The sequence below is a fragment of the Tolypothrix sp. VBCCA 56010 genome (assembly GCF_050875635.1).
Classification (GTDB): Bacteria; Cyanobacteriota; Cyanobacteriia; order Cyanobacteriales; family Nostocaceae; genus Hassallia.
The window spans coordinates 1-17,785 of sequence record NZ_JBPAOH010000162.1; the positions used below are offsets into that span (position 1 = coordinate 1).

Annotated in this window: 13 protein-coding genes and 1 pseudogene; 7 read left to right on the forward strand and 7 right to left on the reverse strand. The window is 41.8% G+C overall.

The features are described 5' to 3' along the window. The coding region (locus tag AABK37_RS34435; protein WP_432555963.1) for a BamA/TamA family outer membrane protein at positions 1-1,806 on the forward strand (1,806 nt) is incomplete at its 5' end. Here the strand turns inward: AABK37_RS34435 and AABK37_RS34440 are convergent. After that, positions 1,803-1,985: a hypothetical protein gene (locus AABK37_RS34440; protein WP_432555964.1), complete on the reverse strand. Its 183-nt coding sequence runs from the start codon at positions 1,983-1,985 to the stop codon at positions 1,803-1,805. The genes AABK37_RS34435 and AABK37_RS34440 overlap by 4 nt on opposite strands. An 80-nt stretch (positions 1,986-2,065) precedes the next feature. On the opposite strand from AABK37_RS34440, the gene AABK37_RS34445 reads away from it, so the two are divergent. Then, complete coding sequence (locus AABK37_RS34445; RefSeq protein WP_432555965.1) at positions 2,066-3,709, forward strand: serine/threonine protein kinase; 1,644 nt, start codon at positions 2,066-2,068, stop codon at positions 3,707-3,709. A gap of 143 nt (positions 3,710-3,852) precedes the next feature. On the opposite strand, the gene AABK37_RS34450 is transcribed toward AABK37_RS34445, so the two are convergent. Both AABK37_RS34450 and AABK37_RS34455 read right to left on the reverse strand, forming a co-directional pair. Then, the gene (locus AABK37_RS34450; protein ID WP_432555966.1) at positions 3,853-4,227 is read right to left on the reverse strand and encodes a nuclear transport factor 2 family protein; all 375 of its coding nucleotides are present in this window, start codon (positions 4,225-4,227) and stop codon (positions 3,853-3,855) included. Positions 4,228-4,566: 339 nt separating this feature from the next. Continuing rightward, positions 4,567-5,667 carry a glycosyltransferase family 4 protein gene (locus AABK37_RS34455; protein ID WP_432555967.1) on the reverse strand — a complete coding sequence of 367 codons (1,101 nt, stop codon included), beginning with the start codon at positions 5,665-5,667 and terminating at the stop codon, positions 4,567-4,569. Positions 5,668-6,774: 1,107 nt separating this feature from the next. On the opposite strand from AABK37_RS34455, the gene AABK37_RS34460 reads away from it, so the two are divergent. The 4 genes from AABK37_RS34460 (at position 6,775) to AABK37_RS34475 (ending at position 11,391) form a co-directional block, all read left to right on the forward strand. Then, complete coding sequence (locus AABK37_RS34460) at positions 6,775-7,380, forward strand: HPP family protein (protein WP_052324664.1); 606 nt, start codon at positions 6,775-6,777, stop codon at positions 7,378-7,380. Positions 7,381-7,593: 213 nt separating this feature from the next. Further along, on the forward strand, positions 7,594-9,873 hold the full coding sequence (locus tag AABK37_RS34465) for a CHASE2 domain-containing protein (RefSeq protein ID WP_432555968.1): 2,280 nt from the start codon (positions 7,594-7,596) through the stop codon (positions 9,871-9,873). Between the two features lie 292 nt (positions 9,874-10,165). After that, the gene (locus AABK37_RS34470; RefSeq protein ID WP_432555969.1) at positions 10,166-11,173 is read left to right on the forward strand and encodes a VOC family protein; all 1,008 of its coding nucleotides are present in this window, start codon (positions 10,166-10,168) and stop codon (positions 11,171-11,173) included. An 83-nt stretch (positions 11,174-11,256) separates the two neighbouring features. Beyond that, positions 11,257-11,391: a hypothetical protein gene (locus AABK37_RS34475; RefSeq protein WP_432555970.1), complete on the forward strand. Its 135-nt coding sequence runs from the start codon at positions 11,257-11,259 to the stop codon at positions 11,389-11,391. On the opposite strand, the gene AABK37_RS34480 is transcribed toward AABK37_RS34475, so the two are convergent. The 4 genes from AABK37_RS34480 to AABK37_RS34495 form a co-directional block, all read right to left on the reverse strand. After that, the gene (locus AABK37_RS34480) at positions 11,381-11,668 is read right to left on the reverse strand and encodes a hypothetical protein (protein ID WP_432555971.1); all 288 of its coding nucleotides are present in this window, start codon (positions 11,666-11,668) and stop codon (positions 11,381-11,383) included. The genes AABK37_RS34475 and AABK37_RS34480 overlap by 11 nt on opposite strands. 209 nt (positions 11,669-11,877) lie before the next feature. Then, the gene (locus AABK37_RS34485; protein WP_432555972.1) at positions 11,878-12,150 is read right to left on the reverse strand and encodes a hypothetical protein; all 273 of its coding nucleotides are present in this window, start codon (positions 12,148-12,150) and stop codon (positions 11,878-11,880) included. Positions 12,151-13,291: 1,141 nt separating this feature from the next. Further along, complete coding sequence (gene msrB, locus AABK37_RS34490; RefSeq protein WP_432555973.1) at positions 13,292-13,786, reverse strand: peptide-methionine (R)-S-oxide reductase MsrB; 495 nt, start codon at positions 13,784-13,786, stop codon at positions 13,292-13,294. A 792-nt stretch (positions 13,787-14,578) separates the two neighbouring features. Beyond that, positions 14,579-16,624 (reverse strand): protein kinase domain-containing protein, encoded by a 2,046-nt coding sequence (locus tag AABK37_RS34495; protein WP_432555974.1) that lies wholly within the window; start codon positions 16,622-16,624, stop codon positions 14,579-14,581. Positions 16,625-17,134: 510 nt separating this feature from the next. Here AABK37_RS34495 and AABK37_RS34500 point away from each other — a divergent pair. Continuing rightward, positions 17,135-17,785, forward strand: a pseudogene (locus AABK37_RS34500) (peptidase); the annotation flags it as partial.

Here is a 17,785-nt window from a genome sequence, read left to right on the forward strand (position 1 = left end):
TCCGATCTCTTGTCTCCCCCCTCCCCCACTCCCCCTCTCCCCCCCTCCTCCTCCACTCCCCCGGCTAACGAAAAGGATTTAGTCGTTACCGCTACCGATGTGCAGGTAGTCGGTGCTACTCCAGAATTGCAGCAAATAATTAACAGCGTCATTAAAACCCAAGCTGGGGGAGAAACCAGTCAAAACCAGATACAAAGAGATGTAGCGGCAATTTTGGATACGGGTTTATTTGTTGATGCCCGTGTAAATACTACCACTAGTCCGGTGGGATTGAGTGTGGTGTATCGAGTGCAACCATTGATAGTGCGATCGCTTCAACTTTCTGGGGCGAAAACGCTTACCTATCAAGTAGTTTTGCCACTCTTTCAACCGCAAATTGGCAAAGCCATCAGTCCGGAAGCTTTGAAGCAAGTAGTGGAACAAATTAATAAATGGTACGCCGATAAAGGTTATAATCTGGCAAGGGTTGTCTCTATTAAACCGAGCAGCGAAGGAATTTTGAGCTTAAATGTAGCTGAAGGTTTAGTGAGTAATGTCAAGTTTCGTTTTGTCAACGACGAAGGCAATACCGTTGATAGTAAAGGTAAGTTAGTTACAGGACGCACCAAAGAAGATTTCTTGCGGCAACAGCTAAAGTTAAAACCCGGTCAAATTTTCCAAAACAATCTAGTCAAGCAAGACTTGCAGCAGTTATATAAACTGGGATTATTTGAAAATGTCAATGTCGCCTTAGAAGGTGATGCCACAGGCGTTGATGTAGTTTACCAACTAAAAGAACTTGGCGCACGCGGTATCAACCTCGGTGGTAATTACAATGCAGACCAAGGAATTGTCGGCACATTAAACTATCAAGACCGAAATATCGGCGGTATTAACGATACTTTGAGCGCTAATCTGGAAGTAGGTGCGCGTGACTTTCAGTTTGATGGTAGGTATAGCAGTCCTTATCGAATAAGTAACCCCGATCGCTTTGGTTACAGCATCAACGCTTTTCGCCAACGCGGACTTTCCGACGTTTTTGATGGCGATGTCAAGCTAGCTAACGGTGACAGAGTACGGCAAGGTAAAGTTGGTGGTAGTGTAAGCTTGCAACGACCGATTGACGGTTGGGATACTTCATTAGGATTTAATTATGCTCGTGTTAGCATACGCGATCGCGATGGCACAATTACCCCAAAAGATGAAAAAGGTAATCCACTAACTTTTAGCGGTACTGGCATCGACGATTTAGCGACCGTATCCTTCACCGCCGTCAAAGACCAACGAGATAACCCGTTTAATCCTACCAAAGGTTCGATTCTCAGTCTCAGCACAGAACAATCAGTTCCGATTGGTCTAGGCAACATTTCGATGAATCGCCTGCGGGCAAATTATAGTCAGTTTCTCCCAGTTAAATTATACAACAGTAAGAACCCACAAGTATTAGCTTTGAATCTCCAAGGCGGCACCGTACTTGGAGATTTGCCGCCTTATGATGCCTTTAACTTGGGAGGTCCAAATTCCGTGCGCGGTTACGATGCTGGAGACGTTGGCAGCGGTCGCACTTACGTATTAGCTTCCGCAGAATATCGCTTCCCGGTTTTCCCAATCTTGGGGGGTGTGCTGTTTGCTGACTTTGGCTCAGATTTAGGTTCTGGTGATACAGTATTAGGAAATCCGGCAGGTGCGCGTAACAAACCAGGTAGTGGTTTTGGTTATGGTGCTGGTGTGCGTTTTGACTCACCTTTGGGCTTAATTCGCGCTGATTATGGTCTTAATGACCTGGGCGAAAGTCGATTGCACTTCGGTATAGGTCAGCGTTTTTAAGGGAATTGGGCATCGGGCATTGGGCATTGGGCATTGGGCATCGGGCATTGGGCATGGGGCATTGGGCATTGGGCATGGGGCATTGATAATAATTCTTTTCCCTTTCCCCCTTTCCCTTTCCCCCTGCCCCCTGCCCCCTGCCCCCACTCCCCCACTCCCCCACTTTCCCACTCCCCCACTCAAGAGTCCCCTACTGTATTATTAACAAAGACAAAAAAGACTCACTACTAAGCTGCTCATTCAAAACTTAGGATTTTCTATGTTAGCAGGTACAACTTTGCAGGGCGGAAAATATACCCTCAATCAAGAAATCGGGCGTGGGGGCTTTGGCATTACGTACAAAGCTACGCATCATTACTTACGTCATGAGGTAGTGATTAAAACGCTTAATGAGAAACTGCGACAACATCCAGATTTTACTAAGTTCGAGCGGCAATTCCAAGATGAGGCAAGGCGATTAGCTACTTGTATCCACCCGAACATTGTCCGGGTGAGCGACTTTTTTGTTGAAGCGGGTTTGCCTTACATGGTAATGGAGTACATTCGCGGTGAAACCTTGGGCGAGGCATTTGTTTTGCCAGGGATACCTTTACCAGAAGCTACGGCAATTCATTACATCCGGCAGATTGGGGCAGCATTGGAGGTGGTACACAATAACGGTTTGCTGCACCGCGATGTGAAACCTGATAATATCATCCTCCGCCAAGGAACGGCTGAAGTAGTGCTGATTGATTTTGGCATTGCGCGAGAATTTAACGGTGGGGTGAGGCAAACTCATACAGGTATGGTTTCTGAGGGTTATTCGCCGATTGAACAGTATATGACGCAAGCACAGCGCAGCCCAGCCACCGATGTTTATGGTTTGGCGGCAACTTTGTATGCACTGTTGACAGCACAAGTTCCTATGCCTGCATTATTGCGCGATCGCGAAAAAATGCATTCCCCCCGCGAACTGCAACCACATTTAAGTGCTGCTGTCAACCAAGCAATTATGCGTGGTATGGCGGTAGAATCTCGCTTTCGTCCGGCAACAGTCGCAGAATGGTTAAAGTTGCTACCCGCAAATGGGGTAAGTGCTGCAACTCAATTGACACCAACTCACACGATTGCAACTGTTGATTTATCTACCCACCAGTACCCATCGCCTCCAGAAGTTGCCGCAAATAATACCACTGCGCCATCAACAACCGGGAATTTGACAAAAATTGCCAAAAAAATTCGCTCAAGCAAAGTTTTGATTGCTAGTGGAATCGCACTCACAGCCGCGACAATCGCTTTTGCTATCACCAGCTTACTTCCCAAATCTCAGCCGCCGCAACCATCCGCAAAGCCAGTTTTGAAACAGCCTACTACTAATGATACTTCTGCGGTAGTCGGTCCCGTGCAGATTTCACCAGCGCCGCAGGTAAAAGAAACTACCACCCCAAAACAGACTACTAATACTACCTCTACTACCTCGTCCTCGTCGCGAGATGATGCACCCACTTACACGCAAAGACGACGCACTAAGCGCATTCGTCGTGTTGCTGATGAGGACGAAACACCAAAACGGACTTATAGACAAAGAGAAGAATCGACATCAGACGACTCACCACAACCGCAACGTCGGCGCCGATCCTACTACAAGGAAACACCTACACCTGACGCGGCGCCCTCACCATCTCTGGTTGAGAAATTACGAGCGGTACGTTCAACTCGTAACGCTTCCCCCAGCAAATCATCTTCTGATAGCGCTTCTCCTGCACGTCAATCTCCTAAAGAATCAAATTCTGTAGTCATACCCCAAGTACAGCCACGGAAAGAACCAAACGGTATCGTTGTACCAACACAGGAAGTGAAGCAAAATTCTTCTTCTGACAGTCAATCTCAGAAAAATGATAAGCCAGCGGATGACGGGAATTAAAAATTAAAAATATGGTGCTATAGATTGGTAGGGTGCCGTACTCTCGCTGTGCTAACGCACCAAAAGTTCGATCGCGGCTTTCACCTGTACTTCCTGCGTCACATCGGTTTGCACAAATAGAGCATCACTGGTTCTGATTCGACTCAATAGCCAAGATGACGAACAAACTGAGCGGTATCCGCCACGGAGACAACTTCTGTAATTATGCCGTCTTGGACAGTCCAGATGTGGATAAACTCAACTTCAATCGGTAGATTAGAGTGCTTCACTTGCCCAACATAGCGACCTTTAACGATCACTTGATTGCCTGCTTCAATCAACTGTTCCGGTTTAGCTGCCCACTGGGAAAAGTGCGCGGTGAGTTCGCTTAAGAAATGCTCAAACACCTCTTGACGAGAGGAATACTGCGATTGAGAGACGGGATACCCCGGTGAAACTGTCCAAACAATATCCTCAGCTAGTAGATTGGCATCGAGCGTACTAAACCATTTTTGTAGCGTTTCTAATGCTAATCCCATATCCAATTGCTCTACTTTGGTTTAAGCAGTGACAGACCTGCCATTAAATTTGAAGGAATGCCCTGCGATCTTTTATTGTTGTAAATAAATCTGAAATCCACAAGTAGGCAAAAAAATCTGACTTAGTATCAAATTGAAACCATTAGAAAATTGCCGATGTCATCGCCATCAATCGAGTTTGCCAGCCCTAATTCAAAGTCGAGGCAGCAGCCCTCTTTTATTGCATTCGCAGTCAGAGACTGGAAACGAGAAAGAATGTAAAGACGTTGCCTCGGAACGTCTCTACGATTGTGTATGGCTATCTAAACGAAACGTTTATATAGCGGTTTCATCCTTGAGTTAGGCTATTTTCTTCTTTCTGGAAAGAAGAGAATTCCAAAATTGACCTTGCAAGAGTGATGAAGACTTCTTGGCGTTGCTTTCTTGCAGAACTTGCTGATAAACTGCTTCGTAGCCGTTCACCATCTGGGTAACGCTGAAGTTTTGCTCTACGTATTCTCGGCAGGTTTGACGATTCAGTTCTAAGGTAGCGGGAATCATTGCTGCCATTTCTTCATAGCTTTGGCAGACATAACCTGTCTTTCCGTGGGCAATCACTTCTGGGACAGAACCCATGTTCATCCCAATGACTGGTGTACCTGTTGCCATTGATTCAATCATTACCAAGCCAAACGGTTCACTCCAGGTAATGGGGAAGAGTGTAATGCTTGCGTTGCCTAATAGTTCAGATTTCTGATCGTGGTTAACTTCGCCTAAAAATTGTATCTGCTCACCGTCAATGTGAGGAGCGATTTCTTTCTCAAAAAACTCTGTGTCTACTACGTCTACTTTTCCTGCCATTTTTAAGCACCAACCACTCTGCTTGGCGATCGCGATCGCATGTTGCGGTCCTTTCTCTGGCGAAAAGCGTCCCAAAAATACTAGATATGGCGGATCTTGCGGTTGGGCTACAAAGGTGAATTCTTCCGGGTTAATGCCGTTATAAACTGTGCTGGCGTAATTCAGCTTCAATTGACGCTGCGCGTTACTTATGCTGATGAATGGTTGCGATTGATGATACGAAAATACTTTGCTGTTATCAGGCGTAAATCTGCCATGCAAAGTATGTACCGTTGGTGTTGACACCAAATTTGCAAAAGGTAATGCCCAAATCCCTACATGAGAATGGATTATATCGAATTCCGCTGCTTTTTGGTAAACTTGGCTAACTTCCAACACTTCATACATTACATGCTCTTTAATGTCTGGATCTAAGCGCAATGCACGCGGATGAACAGCTTCTAACTTAGCCAAAGTTTGAGAATCGCCAGAGGCGAACAATGTCACATCATGACCTCGACGCACCAGTTCATCAGTCAAGCGACTCGCTACCAGTTCAATTCCTCCGTAAGTTGGGGGCGGAACTCGTTCCCACAATGGGGCTACTTGAGCTATTTTCATAAAATTGTTTAGGTTCAGGTAAATTGGTCGTTGTCAAAGGGTTGAAATACTTTAGTTCAGAGTTTTTGCCTCCTTTTCTGAAGTTGAAATTAACCGTTTCGGGCGTGCGAACACCGCTATCTCGGCTAATACCCTTTAAGCCTCACCTCCAAATTTACTTTAGCCACAATTATATTATGGCTGTCGTTTTTAATCTAACTTTTACTTTTGATTTATTACATCTATCTTTAGGATTATATTAGGAAAAGTTTGATAGAAATACTTATTATGACTCCGGGTCAATGATAAATAACATTAAACATATCAGGGATCAATTGACTCGCCAAAATATTTCAATAAGCTGTGATGCGATCGCTTAATTCAAGACTCAAAGTTGATTCAATCTACTCCACCGTAAGCATTGAAAAGACTTATAGTTTGCATTGATTTATTAATCTACCAAGAAATAATTTTCCGGATAAATAAGTGGAAGTAAATATAAATTAATTTCCAAAGCAAAAAAATCTATGTATAGCAATCTTTTTGAGTCGTGAAAAAAGCTTTTGAAGAACGTAGACACGTTGCCGACTTGCACTTATCCTATTGCCTCAGCCAAATACTAAGTCTTGTGAACGGATTATATTATAAATTTTATTTATATATTTTATTAGTTATTCCTATATATTTTCCGTTTTATTTAGAGACTGTAAAGGATACCCTAAAAATATATGTTAATATTTGATGACATTTGTGAAGTCGCTAAATTTGGTAAATTTGCACGCTATAAATGTGCGTGCATTTTGTAATAGTAAAAACGCTAATTTGAGGGGTGGATATACAAATGAAATAGTAGGTTAAAAGCCTAGGTTGTAGATTCAGCTTGTTTACAAATTTGAGGTATTTCTTTATTCATTGAAGTTATAATTGCTTTTTTTGTTCAAGAGTGAATTTGAAATAGGAATGAGCCGAAACAATAAAGTCTTGTAGGGGCAATTCATGAATTGCCCCTACGTAAATTGAATTGGTGACGACATGAGTGCGTAAGTCCTATGAAAATTAGCTAGGGCAGCATTGTGCAGGCAAATTTTCTAACTTTGTGCCTGTTTTTTATGGTTGTTATGGAGAATTATGAAAGGCAACTTACCCAAAGGGCGAATTAATTACGCTTATCTATCCAGATTTAATTACAAAAACTTTCAGTTGAAATGTAAGAATTACTGGTTCAAGATAGGTGGCAGGTGGCGTTCATGCCCTTTAACATGTCCTATAGATAGACCTCATCACAAACATGTATTTTGGAGTTGGTTTGGTAGTTTCCTAGCAATAGCGGCAACAGCTTACCTAAGCGTGAAAACCAATTCTCCTTTGCTTATGGCTCCCTTTGGTGCTACTAGCGTATTAATTTTCGGCGTACCTGAGAGTCCTTTGGCTCAACCGCGTAATGTGATTGGCGGTAATCTTGTAGCAGCTTTAGTCAGCTTGACTATTCTACATCTTTTCGGTTCGTCACCTTGGGCAATGGGAATGGCAGTTGCCACAGCCATTGCGATGATGCAGTTTACTGGAACTGTGCATCCACCTTCGGGAGCAGTTGCATTAGTCGTAATGATGACAAAGGCTCCCTGGCAATTTTTGCTAACACCTGCTCTGGAAGGTTCTATTATTTTGGTACTCTGCGCTGTGGTTTTCAATAATCTGGCAGAAGAGAGAACTTATCCCAAGCACTGGCTGTAAGAATTTTGCTGGTTGCGCTTTATTGCAGGGCAATAAAGCGCACGCTACAAAGGACAGGCGCTTTAGCCACTGGCTCACAAAGAAAGTGCCGACTTACTTAAAACTGCTATATGTATGATGAATGTATCTTGAACTGAGTTTATTGCTACATTGAGGTAGAGTTAATTTAGTCTGCAACATCTACCTAATTGGCGCTATTGCCACAACGCTTTGATGATTAGATTTTTAGAAAAATTTCGCACCGCGTTGGTAAAAAATAGGGGTGACTCGAAGTTGGAAGAAACAAGTGGAGATTCGCTAACTCCTCTGTTTTCTGTTCGTGATACTGCGTCTAATAAAGGCTGGCTGCCAAGTATTCTCATTGCTAGTGTGGGAGTGACTGTCTTCATTGCCGGAATTCGCCATTTGAGATGGTTGCAGCCTTGGGAGTTAAGAGTTTACGATCAAATGTTACGATCCGCCGCAGGCGGCAGCGCTACGCTATCGCGTCCTCAAAAAGCAAGCGCTCGCCGTATTTTGTTAGTTACAATTACTGAAGCAGACATTAAACGCCAAAAATGGCCTTTGTCTGATGCGACAATTAATCAACTTTTAGACAAACTAGAGTCTTATGAACCACGGGTTATCGGCTTAAATATTTACCGCGATTTGCCTGTTGAACCTGGTTATAAACAGTTAGCAAATCGTCTTTCACGCCAAAATAATATTATCGCTGTCTGCGGATTCAGCAGTCTGGGAAACCCGGAAATTCCGCCACCGCCGAGTGTTTTTGAAGAGAGAATAGGCTTTACCGATTTGATATCTGACGAAAATGATAACATTGTTCGTCGCAGTTTGTTGTTTGCCCAGTCAGACGATAAAAAATGTAATACTACTGTATCGTTTGCTGCTTTACTTGCTATTAATTATTTACAAAAACAAGGTATTGAAACAAGTTTACCCAATCAAGATATCCAAATAGGTAAAACTTTATTCCCAGTTTTAAAATCTAATTCTGGTAGCTATGAACATCTGGATGCAGCAGGCTACCAAATAATGCTAAATTATCGCCATTTGGATCGCCTTGCCGATCAAGTAACTCTTACACAAGTTCTCAACAATCAAGTAAATCCTAACTTAATTAAAGACCGTCTGGTAATTATTGGCACTACGGCAATAAGCATTGAGAAAGGCTTCTACACGCCCTACAGCGCTTTGCCAAACCAACCATCAAGAATGCCGTCTGTATATATTCATGCACAGATAGCCAGTCAGATTATGAGTGCGGTGCTGGATAAAGAACCGTTAATTTGGTATTTACCTCAATATTCCGAATATGTTTGCATTTGGGTTGCTTCTGTGGTTGGCGCCGCTGTTGCATGGCGTTTGCGACATCCTTTAGGATTGGTAGTTGTGGTTATAATTCTCACCAGCATGTTCGGATTTTGTTATCTGGTGTTTTTACAAGCTGGATGGATACCAGTGATTCCCCAGGCTTTAGCTTTGGTAATGAGTGGTGTGAGTGTGATGGCTTACACCACATATCAAACGCAACAGAAAAGCAAGTTGATTATTTTAGAAGTTGAAAAACAAGAAGAGGCGATCGCGCAATTAAATGTCCTCTTAAAAGAGACAGCAATTCAAGACAAACATCTTCATAATTATGCCACAATTCTACCAGAAAAACAAACTGGCGACCTTCTTTTAAGTGGACGCTACAAAATTCTTAAAGTCCTCACTTCTGGCGGATTTGGTTGTATTTATATAGCAGAAGATACTCAACGACCGGGCAATCCTAATTGTATCGTCAAAAAATTAATGCCGGCACGTCGAGATCCGAGATTTATGGAAGTTGCCAGAAGGTTATTTAATACAGAAGCGGAAATTTTAGAAGTATTGGGCGAACATCAGCAAATTCCTAAATTACTTGCTTATTTTGAAGATAATCAAGAATTCTATTTAGTAGAACAATATATTCCCGGACACACCTTGAGTGAGGAATTACCACCTGTTAAAAGAGGCGTGCAAAAGGAACCTTTTGTTATAGAAATGCTGAAAGAAGTTTTAGAAGTTCTGGCATTTGTTCATCAACATCGGGTGATTCATCGGGATATTAAACCGAGTAATATAATTAGGTCAGAAATAGATAATCGCTTAGTACTGATTGATTTTGGTGCAGTCAAATTGATGCAATCACCAAGCACGGAAGAAACAGAATTAGCGACAGTTGCGATAGGAACGCGAGGTTATGCACCACCAGAACAATTTGCCGGTCATCCCCGCTTGAGTAGTGATATTTATGCCTTAGGGATGATTGCCATTCAAGCACTAACAGGAGTGCCACCCCAAGAACTATCACCAGATTTGGAAACAGGTAATGTGAGGTGGCGTCAATCGGCGAAAGTCAGCGATGAATTGGCAACGATTTTAGATAAAATGGTGCGATATCATTTTAGCGATCGCTATCAATCAGCCAACGCAGTTTTACAAGACTTGAAACAAATTGGAGAATAATAAATTGGGCATTGGGCAATGGGGAGCCAGTGCGTTGGGCGGCTCTGCCGACTTGAAGCATCTGGCGTCAATGGGCAATGGGGAGCCAGTGCGTTGGGCGGCTCTGCCGACTTGAAGCATCTGGCGTCAATGGGCATGGGGGAAAAACTGATATAAAAATATTTGGTAATAAAATTTTTATCATTTCTGGTAATTTCAATTTTATCAAAAACAATACTTTAAATTTTGGCAAAATTGAAGTTTTTGTACATCATTCCAAATCCAAAATCCAAAATCCAAAATCTAAAATCGTATGATTGAAGGTATTTACGAGGTTTGTATTGGTATTCCAGATCCAATTTCGGCAATTCAATATTGGCAGCAATTTGGTTATCGTATCGGGGAAGTGGGGGAATTATCCGCAGCAGCAGCAAAGCAATTATATGGGGTAGATTCGTCTTTGCGATCGCTTCGTCTTTATCACCTAAATGCAGATCATGGTTTAATTCGGTTGATGGTTTGGCAAAATCCGACGAATCAAGGGTTGGGAACTGCAACAATGAAAGCGAAGGGAAATCGCTGGGCAACAACTTTAACTGCGGATGTATTAAGTATTTTAAATCATGTGGAGGAGGCAAAAATAGCAAATTGGTCTATCCGCTACACTAATCCGCACTGGGAAGTTATTTACAACAAAGACAGGAAAAGTCGTCCTTTTGTTGAACCAGTTGTAGGGGTACGAGAAATGCTATTATTGCAACCTTTGACTCGACAAGTTTTATTTCAACGCTTTGGCTATTCCCTACCGCATTACGGACAAATCAACCTCAGCGCTACTTTTAAAACTAGTCAGTTTACCCACATGGGAATGATAATTCAAGATGATAGCAAGGAAACGCTGAAGTTTTATGAAGAAGTTTTGGGTTTGCTGAAAGTGCGTGATGATGTTGAAACTAGTTATGAATCTTCTCTTGCGGGTAGAGAAATTTTTGATTTAAACAAAGGTGAAAAGTTTATTGTTACAGCTTTTGACGATCCGCGTTCTTCTGCGTCTGATTTTATGGCTGCACGTTCAGGCAGACTTTATATTATTCGCTTTCCAGATTCTATGCAATTAGAATCGCACTTTGAGCAAGCGCAACCAGGCTGCTTGGGAATGTCGCTATACACTTATCGCGTGCGCGGAATAAATGCGTATTTCGACCGCATTAAAGCAAGTACAGTACAAAATTTTACAAATATTGTTAGCAATGAATTTGGGGAGATGAGTTTCTCTTTTGTTGCTCCCGATGGCTACTTTTGGACGTTGTTAGAAAGTTAATTAGTCATTTGTAGGACTTACGCAAAATACCTCTCAAACTCTTATTTCTTCGTGTCCTTCGTGTCTTCGCGGTTCGTTTTTCCATGAAGGAGTGCGTAAGTCCTGATTTGATAGGGGAAGCGAAAAAAGATTTGGCGTTACTGATTTTATCAATTCAGCAACGCTACAACACAAGAAATATCGCCGGAAAAACCAATGCTCGCTTTTTTAGCGGGTGATTAGTCGAGCTGAGTCACGTCTTGCGTTCCAGACACAAGTTATGTTACGCGCTCCTCTTCGATCGCGTCTATTTTGAATCCGGTAGAAATAACGATAACTAGTAACTCGTCCATTCTGATAAACAGGTTCGCTACCTCGGTTAGCAACTACCGAATAACCATTTTCCCCGATCAGTCTATCGCAAGTAATCTGACCATTCGCAGCCTGAGCAGGAAATGCAGGTATCATACTCAAACAAATACCAACAGCAGTCAATAAAACTTTTGTGCGTTTCATAGCTTTATGCCCTTATTAAAAAACTGAAATTAAGTACCCTAATAGTTCAAACGTAGGGACTAGGACTTACACCTTGACATGAAGAATCAGGTAGAGGGTAGGGATTTTTAGACATTAACGCTCTTACCCAAGATGTAGGAGCGATCGCGTTGTCTTAGCAGTGAGTATTTTAAAGGTTAATCAATGGCCCCTTCAGGTCTGAAACCTTTTTAGTAGCGATGATAGTAGCGCCGCTCACGTTGGTCACGTTGGCGTTCAAACCGCTCACGTTGGGCACGTTGGCGTTCAAACCGCTCACGTTGGTCACGTTGGCGTTGCTCATATAGTCTACGTTGCCGTTCACGCCACTCACGTCGATCTTCACGCAATTCACGTCGGTCATTTCCTCCAAAAATTATTCGTACTTGAGCAGAGGCTTGTTCTGCTAAAACAGTAGAAGTCAGCAAAACACCTATCAAGCAAGATGTCAAAATTCTTTTCATAAAGACAGGCACTTCATTAAAGGTATAGTGAAAGATAAAATAAAAACAAAACACTTTCCGAGCCGCTTCTAGGAGCATGACAAATGAGAAAAATGGAAAGAATTTTTATTCATCTGTATCTGCTTTGTTTATCAGCTAGAGTTCCTATGTAAATCAAGTAGAGCGATTTAAATAACTTAAACCACATATGAAACTTTTGTCAGAAAAATTTTTGACTCACTACTTATTGTTTCCGGCTGTCATTAAGCAACAATTAATGCCAACAGAAATAGTTAACTATAGCTATTATTTACGCTCATATTTACAACAAATTATTCTCTCTAAAGTCATAAATAGCCCCATGACTTTAGTCATGACTTTTGTTAACAAGGGTAGAAAGAAGTGAGGTTATCACTCCAGTGTCACCTAAATAGAAGGAGTATCATAAGTAATAGGACTTGTATTACTTTCTTCCCGCTCACAGAATACCTAATTTAACGAACCGCTTGCCGTTCAAAACGAAGAAAAAACAAGATAGTAATCTTGAACGCCAAGCGAGTAACTGGTCTGCTCAAATTAAAAATCAAAAATTTAGCTCATCTTTGTAGGAGGTTATGTGATGAAACGTCTTTTCGTAAGCTGTTTGTCTATTTTATCCTTACTAACAGCAACTCAGTCAGCGATAAGCGCTCAAACTATAACGCAAAACCCATCTCGCTCCAATCCTTACCAAGGCACTGGCAACTTGCTTAATTATCCCAGCGGAACGCGCATTTATACTAATGGTTCCCTTAGTATCCCCAATCAAAAGATAATTTATCCCTCCGTGACGATAAATAATGGTGACGGATCTAGGACTTACTATTACTCAAATGGAACGCGCATCTCCACTGAGAAAAAAAATACAATCAGCCCTAATGGGACTTTTATTATACCAAGCATAAATGGAGGGCTGAACAATGGAAATAGAATTAACCCAATTCCGAACGGGAATTTTTTAAACCCAAGCAGGTGCGTATCTCCTGGGACGGTGCAATCACCTGTGTTTGTGCCAAATACTCTCTGCTAACAAACGTATTTTTAATTTGTTTATCTTGTGTTTGAAATTTTAAATGTAGTGGGCACTTTAGTGCCCATTTTGAGCGATAAGCTCACTACTTACTTAACCTTCAACAAACTTGAGAGAAACACCGTTCATGCAATAACGCTTACCGGTGGGTTTAGGACCGTCGTCAAATACATGACCCAAATGTCCGCCACAACGATGACAATGAACTTCAGTTCTAGTCATAAATAATGACTTGTCTACAGTTGTAGCGATCGCACCTTCAATTGGTTGGAAAAAACTGGGCCAGCCTGTGCCACTATTAAATTTTGTATCAGATTTAAAAAGTGGCAAATCACATGCTGCACATAAATAAGTACCCTTATGATACTCTTTATCCAGCGGGCTAGTGTGAGCGCGTTCAGTTCCATGTTGACGCAGTACTTTATATTGTTCTGGTGTTAAAATAGTACGCCACTCTTCTTCAGTTTTCTTAACTTCAAACTCGTTATTTGAGATTGCCATAACTTCTGACCTGCCAAGTAAATAATGTGATAAGCATGCTGTGCCAAGTACTGTTGCACCAGCCTGTAAAAAATGCCGTTTATTCATAATTTAACGTATGTTCGTTCTTATTTGATTTGGCTTTCCTTTTTGTCTAAGATTGTTGGCTAATTGAGAATAGGTAATTATTTTTATTATCCATTACTCATTACCGACCTCACGGTTAATATCAGCGGAACTAACGAACCTGATATTACTTACTTTTATTTATTTAGTGCAAGCAATTACTTGCGTATATACTTAATTATACTCGTTCTGCTGAAAAAACGACTTAGAGAAGCGATCGCAATGATAGATAACTTTAGTAGCGCTCAAGAATGGATCGTTGTATTTGGCTATGTAGGTTTTACACTCTTTGTTGCGTGGTGCGTGTTCGCTACAAAGAAGAAATAAACTAAGATTTACTAACTCATGACGACTTCGGAAAAAAACTACATATCATCTCGCCAGCATCGTTATGCTTAAATGGTAAAACAGTTTTATCTTGTTGAATTTTAACTCTAGAGCGGCAGTTGTAGACCTCGATGGGTGTTTTAATTCCATCAAAACTAATGGCTGCTCTGTATTCCCAATAATTTTTCGCGCTTCGTTTTATACTGAGAATACAAATGCGGTGATTGTCGTAATTGCGGCAGACAGCGGCTTTAGCCGGAAGCGCCACTGATAAACACAGTATTAATAGCAGCACAAAGATAACATGTTTGATCATTTGTGATGTTGGAGGCTTTCGGGTTGTTGCTGTTATCTATAGAACTTATATCATACGTAGTCACGGCTTTAGCCGTGTTCTTGAGGACTTTAGTCCTCACTACAGTCCTCACTACAGTTTTCACTACTTTTTTACGGATGCCAAATCTTGATAATATTGTCAGCACTACCGCCACTAGCGAGAGTTCGTCCATCCGGACTGATGGCGATCGCATAAACATAGCCAGAATCTTTCTTCAAAGTGCGAATTTCTCGCCCGGTTGCTGTATCCCACAATTTTATTGTGTTGTCATTACTACCACTTGCCACAATTACACTATCTGGGTTTTTACTGTATCCTCCTTTGGGGATATAAGCAACAGAAGTAACTTTGTCATTATGTCCGGTGAGGGTGCGGATTTCCTTTCCTGTGTTTACATTCCACAATTTGATCGTCTTGTCTTTACTACCGCTAGCAAGTTGCTGTCCATCCGGACTAAAAGCAATGGAGGAAACTAAATCCAAATGTCCCGTTAAAGTGCGGATTTGTTTACCGTTTGCGATCTGCCACAGTTTGATTGTTTTGTCATAACTACCGCTAGCAAGAGTTAAACCATCAGGACTAAAGGCAATAGAAGCAACGCCACCAGAATGTCCCGTAAAAGTGCGGATTTCCTTGTTTGTTTGGAGATTCCACAGTTTAATCGTCTTATCCAAACTGCTACTAGCTAGCAGCTTACCATCTGGGCTGAAAGCGACAGAAGCAACGCTGTTAGAATGTCCTTTGAGGGTACGGATTTCTTCTCCTGTGTTTAAGTTCCACAATTTGATAGTTTTGTCAAAACTACCACTGGCTATAGTTTGTCCATCCGGACTGATAGCGATCGCGTAAATGTATGACGAATGTCCTTTAAAGGTGCGGATTTCCTGTTTAGTTGCCAAATTCCATAATTTGATTGTCAGATCGTCACTTCCAGTCACAAGCATCTGTCCATCGGGACTGAAGGTGACAGAATTAACATCGCTGGAATGTCCTTTTAGGGTATCTGGTTGATCGGAATTTTCCGAAGTTGTTTTTACAGGCTGACTGGGAGAAGACTTAGTGATTGCAAGCGGGCGAAATTGTGAATACCAAACTCCTGCTAATCCCAACATTACAATAACAGCACTTATAATCAGTTGATTTCTCAGCCTTGCGCCTAATTGTAGCGTAGTAGTAGACGCTCCGCGTCTTGTTGTCAGAGATTGCGCTTGGGTAGAAATTAAAGTTGTAAGTACTGCTGGCGGTGGTGATACAGATATTAAGTCACTGAGGACTTCCGAGGCTGATTGATAACGCTTTTCGATATCTGTTTTCAACAGCTTGTCCAAAACCTTACCCAATTTTAGACGTGAGGCAATCCCACTACCAGAATTATGCAAATATTTTCGCCAAGACGTAACCCAACTAAAACCCTGTTCCATCCAAAGTTGAGATGGACGAATTCCCGTCATCAGGTGAAAGCAAGTCGCACCCAAACCGAATAAATCACTAGCGGGATAAGCTTTTCCGCCCTGCATCTGTTCTATTGGGGTATAGCCATGCGAACCGATAGCTGTTCCCGTTTTCATCATGACTGTTGCCGAGAGTTGCTTTGAGGCACCAAAATCAATTAGGACTAATTGTCCATCACTTTGGCGGCGAATAATATTCTGTGGTTTGATATCTCGATGAATTACGCCGCGATCGTGAATAAACTTGAGAACGGGTAATAATGAGAGCAAAACTTCTCGAATTTTACTTTCGCTAAATGTTCCCTGTTGTTGCAATTCTTTAAGTAAATTTTGCCCATCAATAAACTGCTGCACTAAATATAAATAATTATCTTGTTCAAAGTAAGCCAAAAGCGTGGGAATTTGGTTATGTTCTCCCAATTGTTGCAGCCGCTTCGCTTCTTCTTTAAATAGCTCAACTGCTTTTCGCAATGCCGAAGGTTCCTGGAATTTCGGTGCTAATTGTTTGACAACGCACTGTTCATTCAGCTTATCTACATCTTCCGCTAGATAGGTTCTGCCAAATCCACCTTCATCAGATAGTAATTTGATAACTCGATAATGACCTCTTAAAAAGGAAATTAATGGAGTACCGCAATACTGGCAATATTCGTTGCCATCTGGATTTAGGGGGTCTTGGCAATCGGGATTCAGGCAGCAGAGCATACTGGGAATCCATTTGCACTTTGGGTATATGTTAATTTATGACGTATAATCTTGCTATCTGCTATCAGGTGGACATCAAATAGCCATATGTATGACATCACCGAAGAGCGTTCGTCGAAGACGTTGCCGTTCGCGGAGCGTCTCCGACAGGAGAAGGCATCGCTCTTAATAATTGCATCAAATAAACCACTTTTATAATGGTAGTTACCCCTCATCACCTTTGTCACTCAGTATTACTTGGTGTATATTAATCATATATAAGTATATATTTATTCTAGTGTTTAAGTCAGTTATTGACTAACTTTATAACTTAGTAAATTTATTCAAAGCAAATGAATATAAGTATTCTTAATAATTTAAAATTTTAGTTTGGCATGGGAACGAAATAAACTTATCTCGTTCTAAGAAATCAGCATAAAGTAGATGAAATTAACACGTCAATAATAAAATATTGTCGGGTACAACCTATCTTTAAACTCAATGTTTTCATCAACAATGAGGAACGCAATTATGGCAATAAAAAGCAAATATAACTATCGAGACAAATTAGACTTTATTTTGATTTGTTTCATGAGCAGTAGTTTTTTGATTGGGAGTTATGCCCTACCTCTAAGTGCTTTAGCAAGCCTTCAACCAGGTAAAAATTTCATCATAGCTAAACCACCAGATGAAAGACAACCAGAAGCAGTACAACAAGGAATCGAGCAAATTCCTACTGCTCAACCGTCCGTATCTCCAAAACCTAACCCACCTATTGAGTCACCCATACCCCCAGCGACACCTGGTACAACCACCCCAACACCGACACCACCAGCACCTACATCTACACCTCAACCCGTCAATACCCAACCAACACCGACACCAGCACCTACATCTACACCTCAACCCGTCAATACCCAACCAACACCGACACCAGCACCTACATCTACACCTCAACCCGTCAATACCCAACCAACACCGACACCAGCACCTACATCTGCACCTCAACCCGTCAATACCCAACCAACACCGACACCACCAGCAGTTACACCTAGACGAACCAATCCTGTAAATAGCGAACCGACACCACCAGCAGTTACACCTAGACGAACCAATCCTGTAAATAGCGAACCGACACCACCAGCAGTTACACCTAGACGAACCAATCCTGTAAATAGCGAA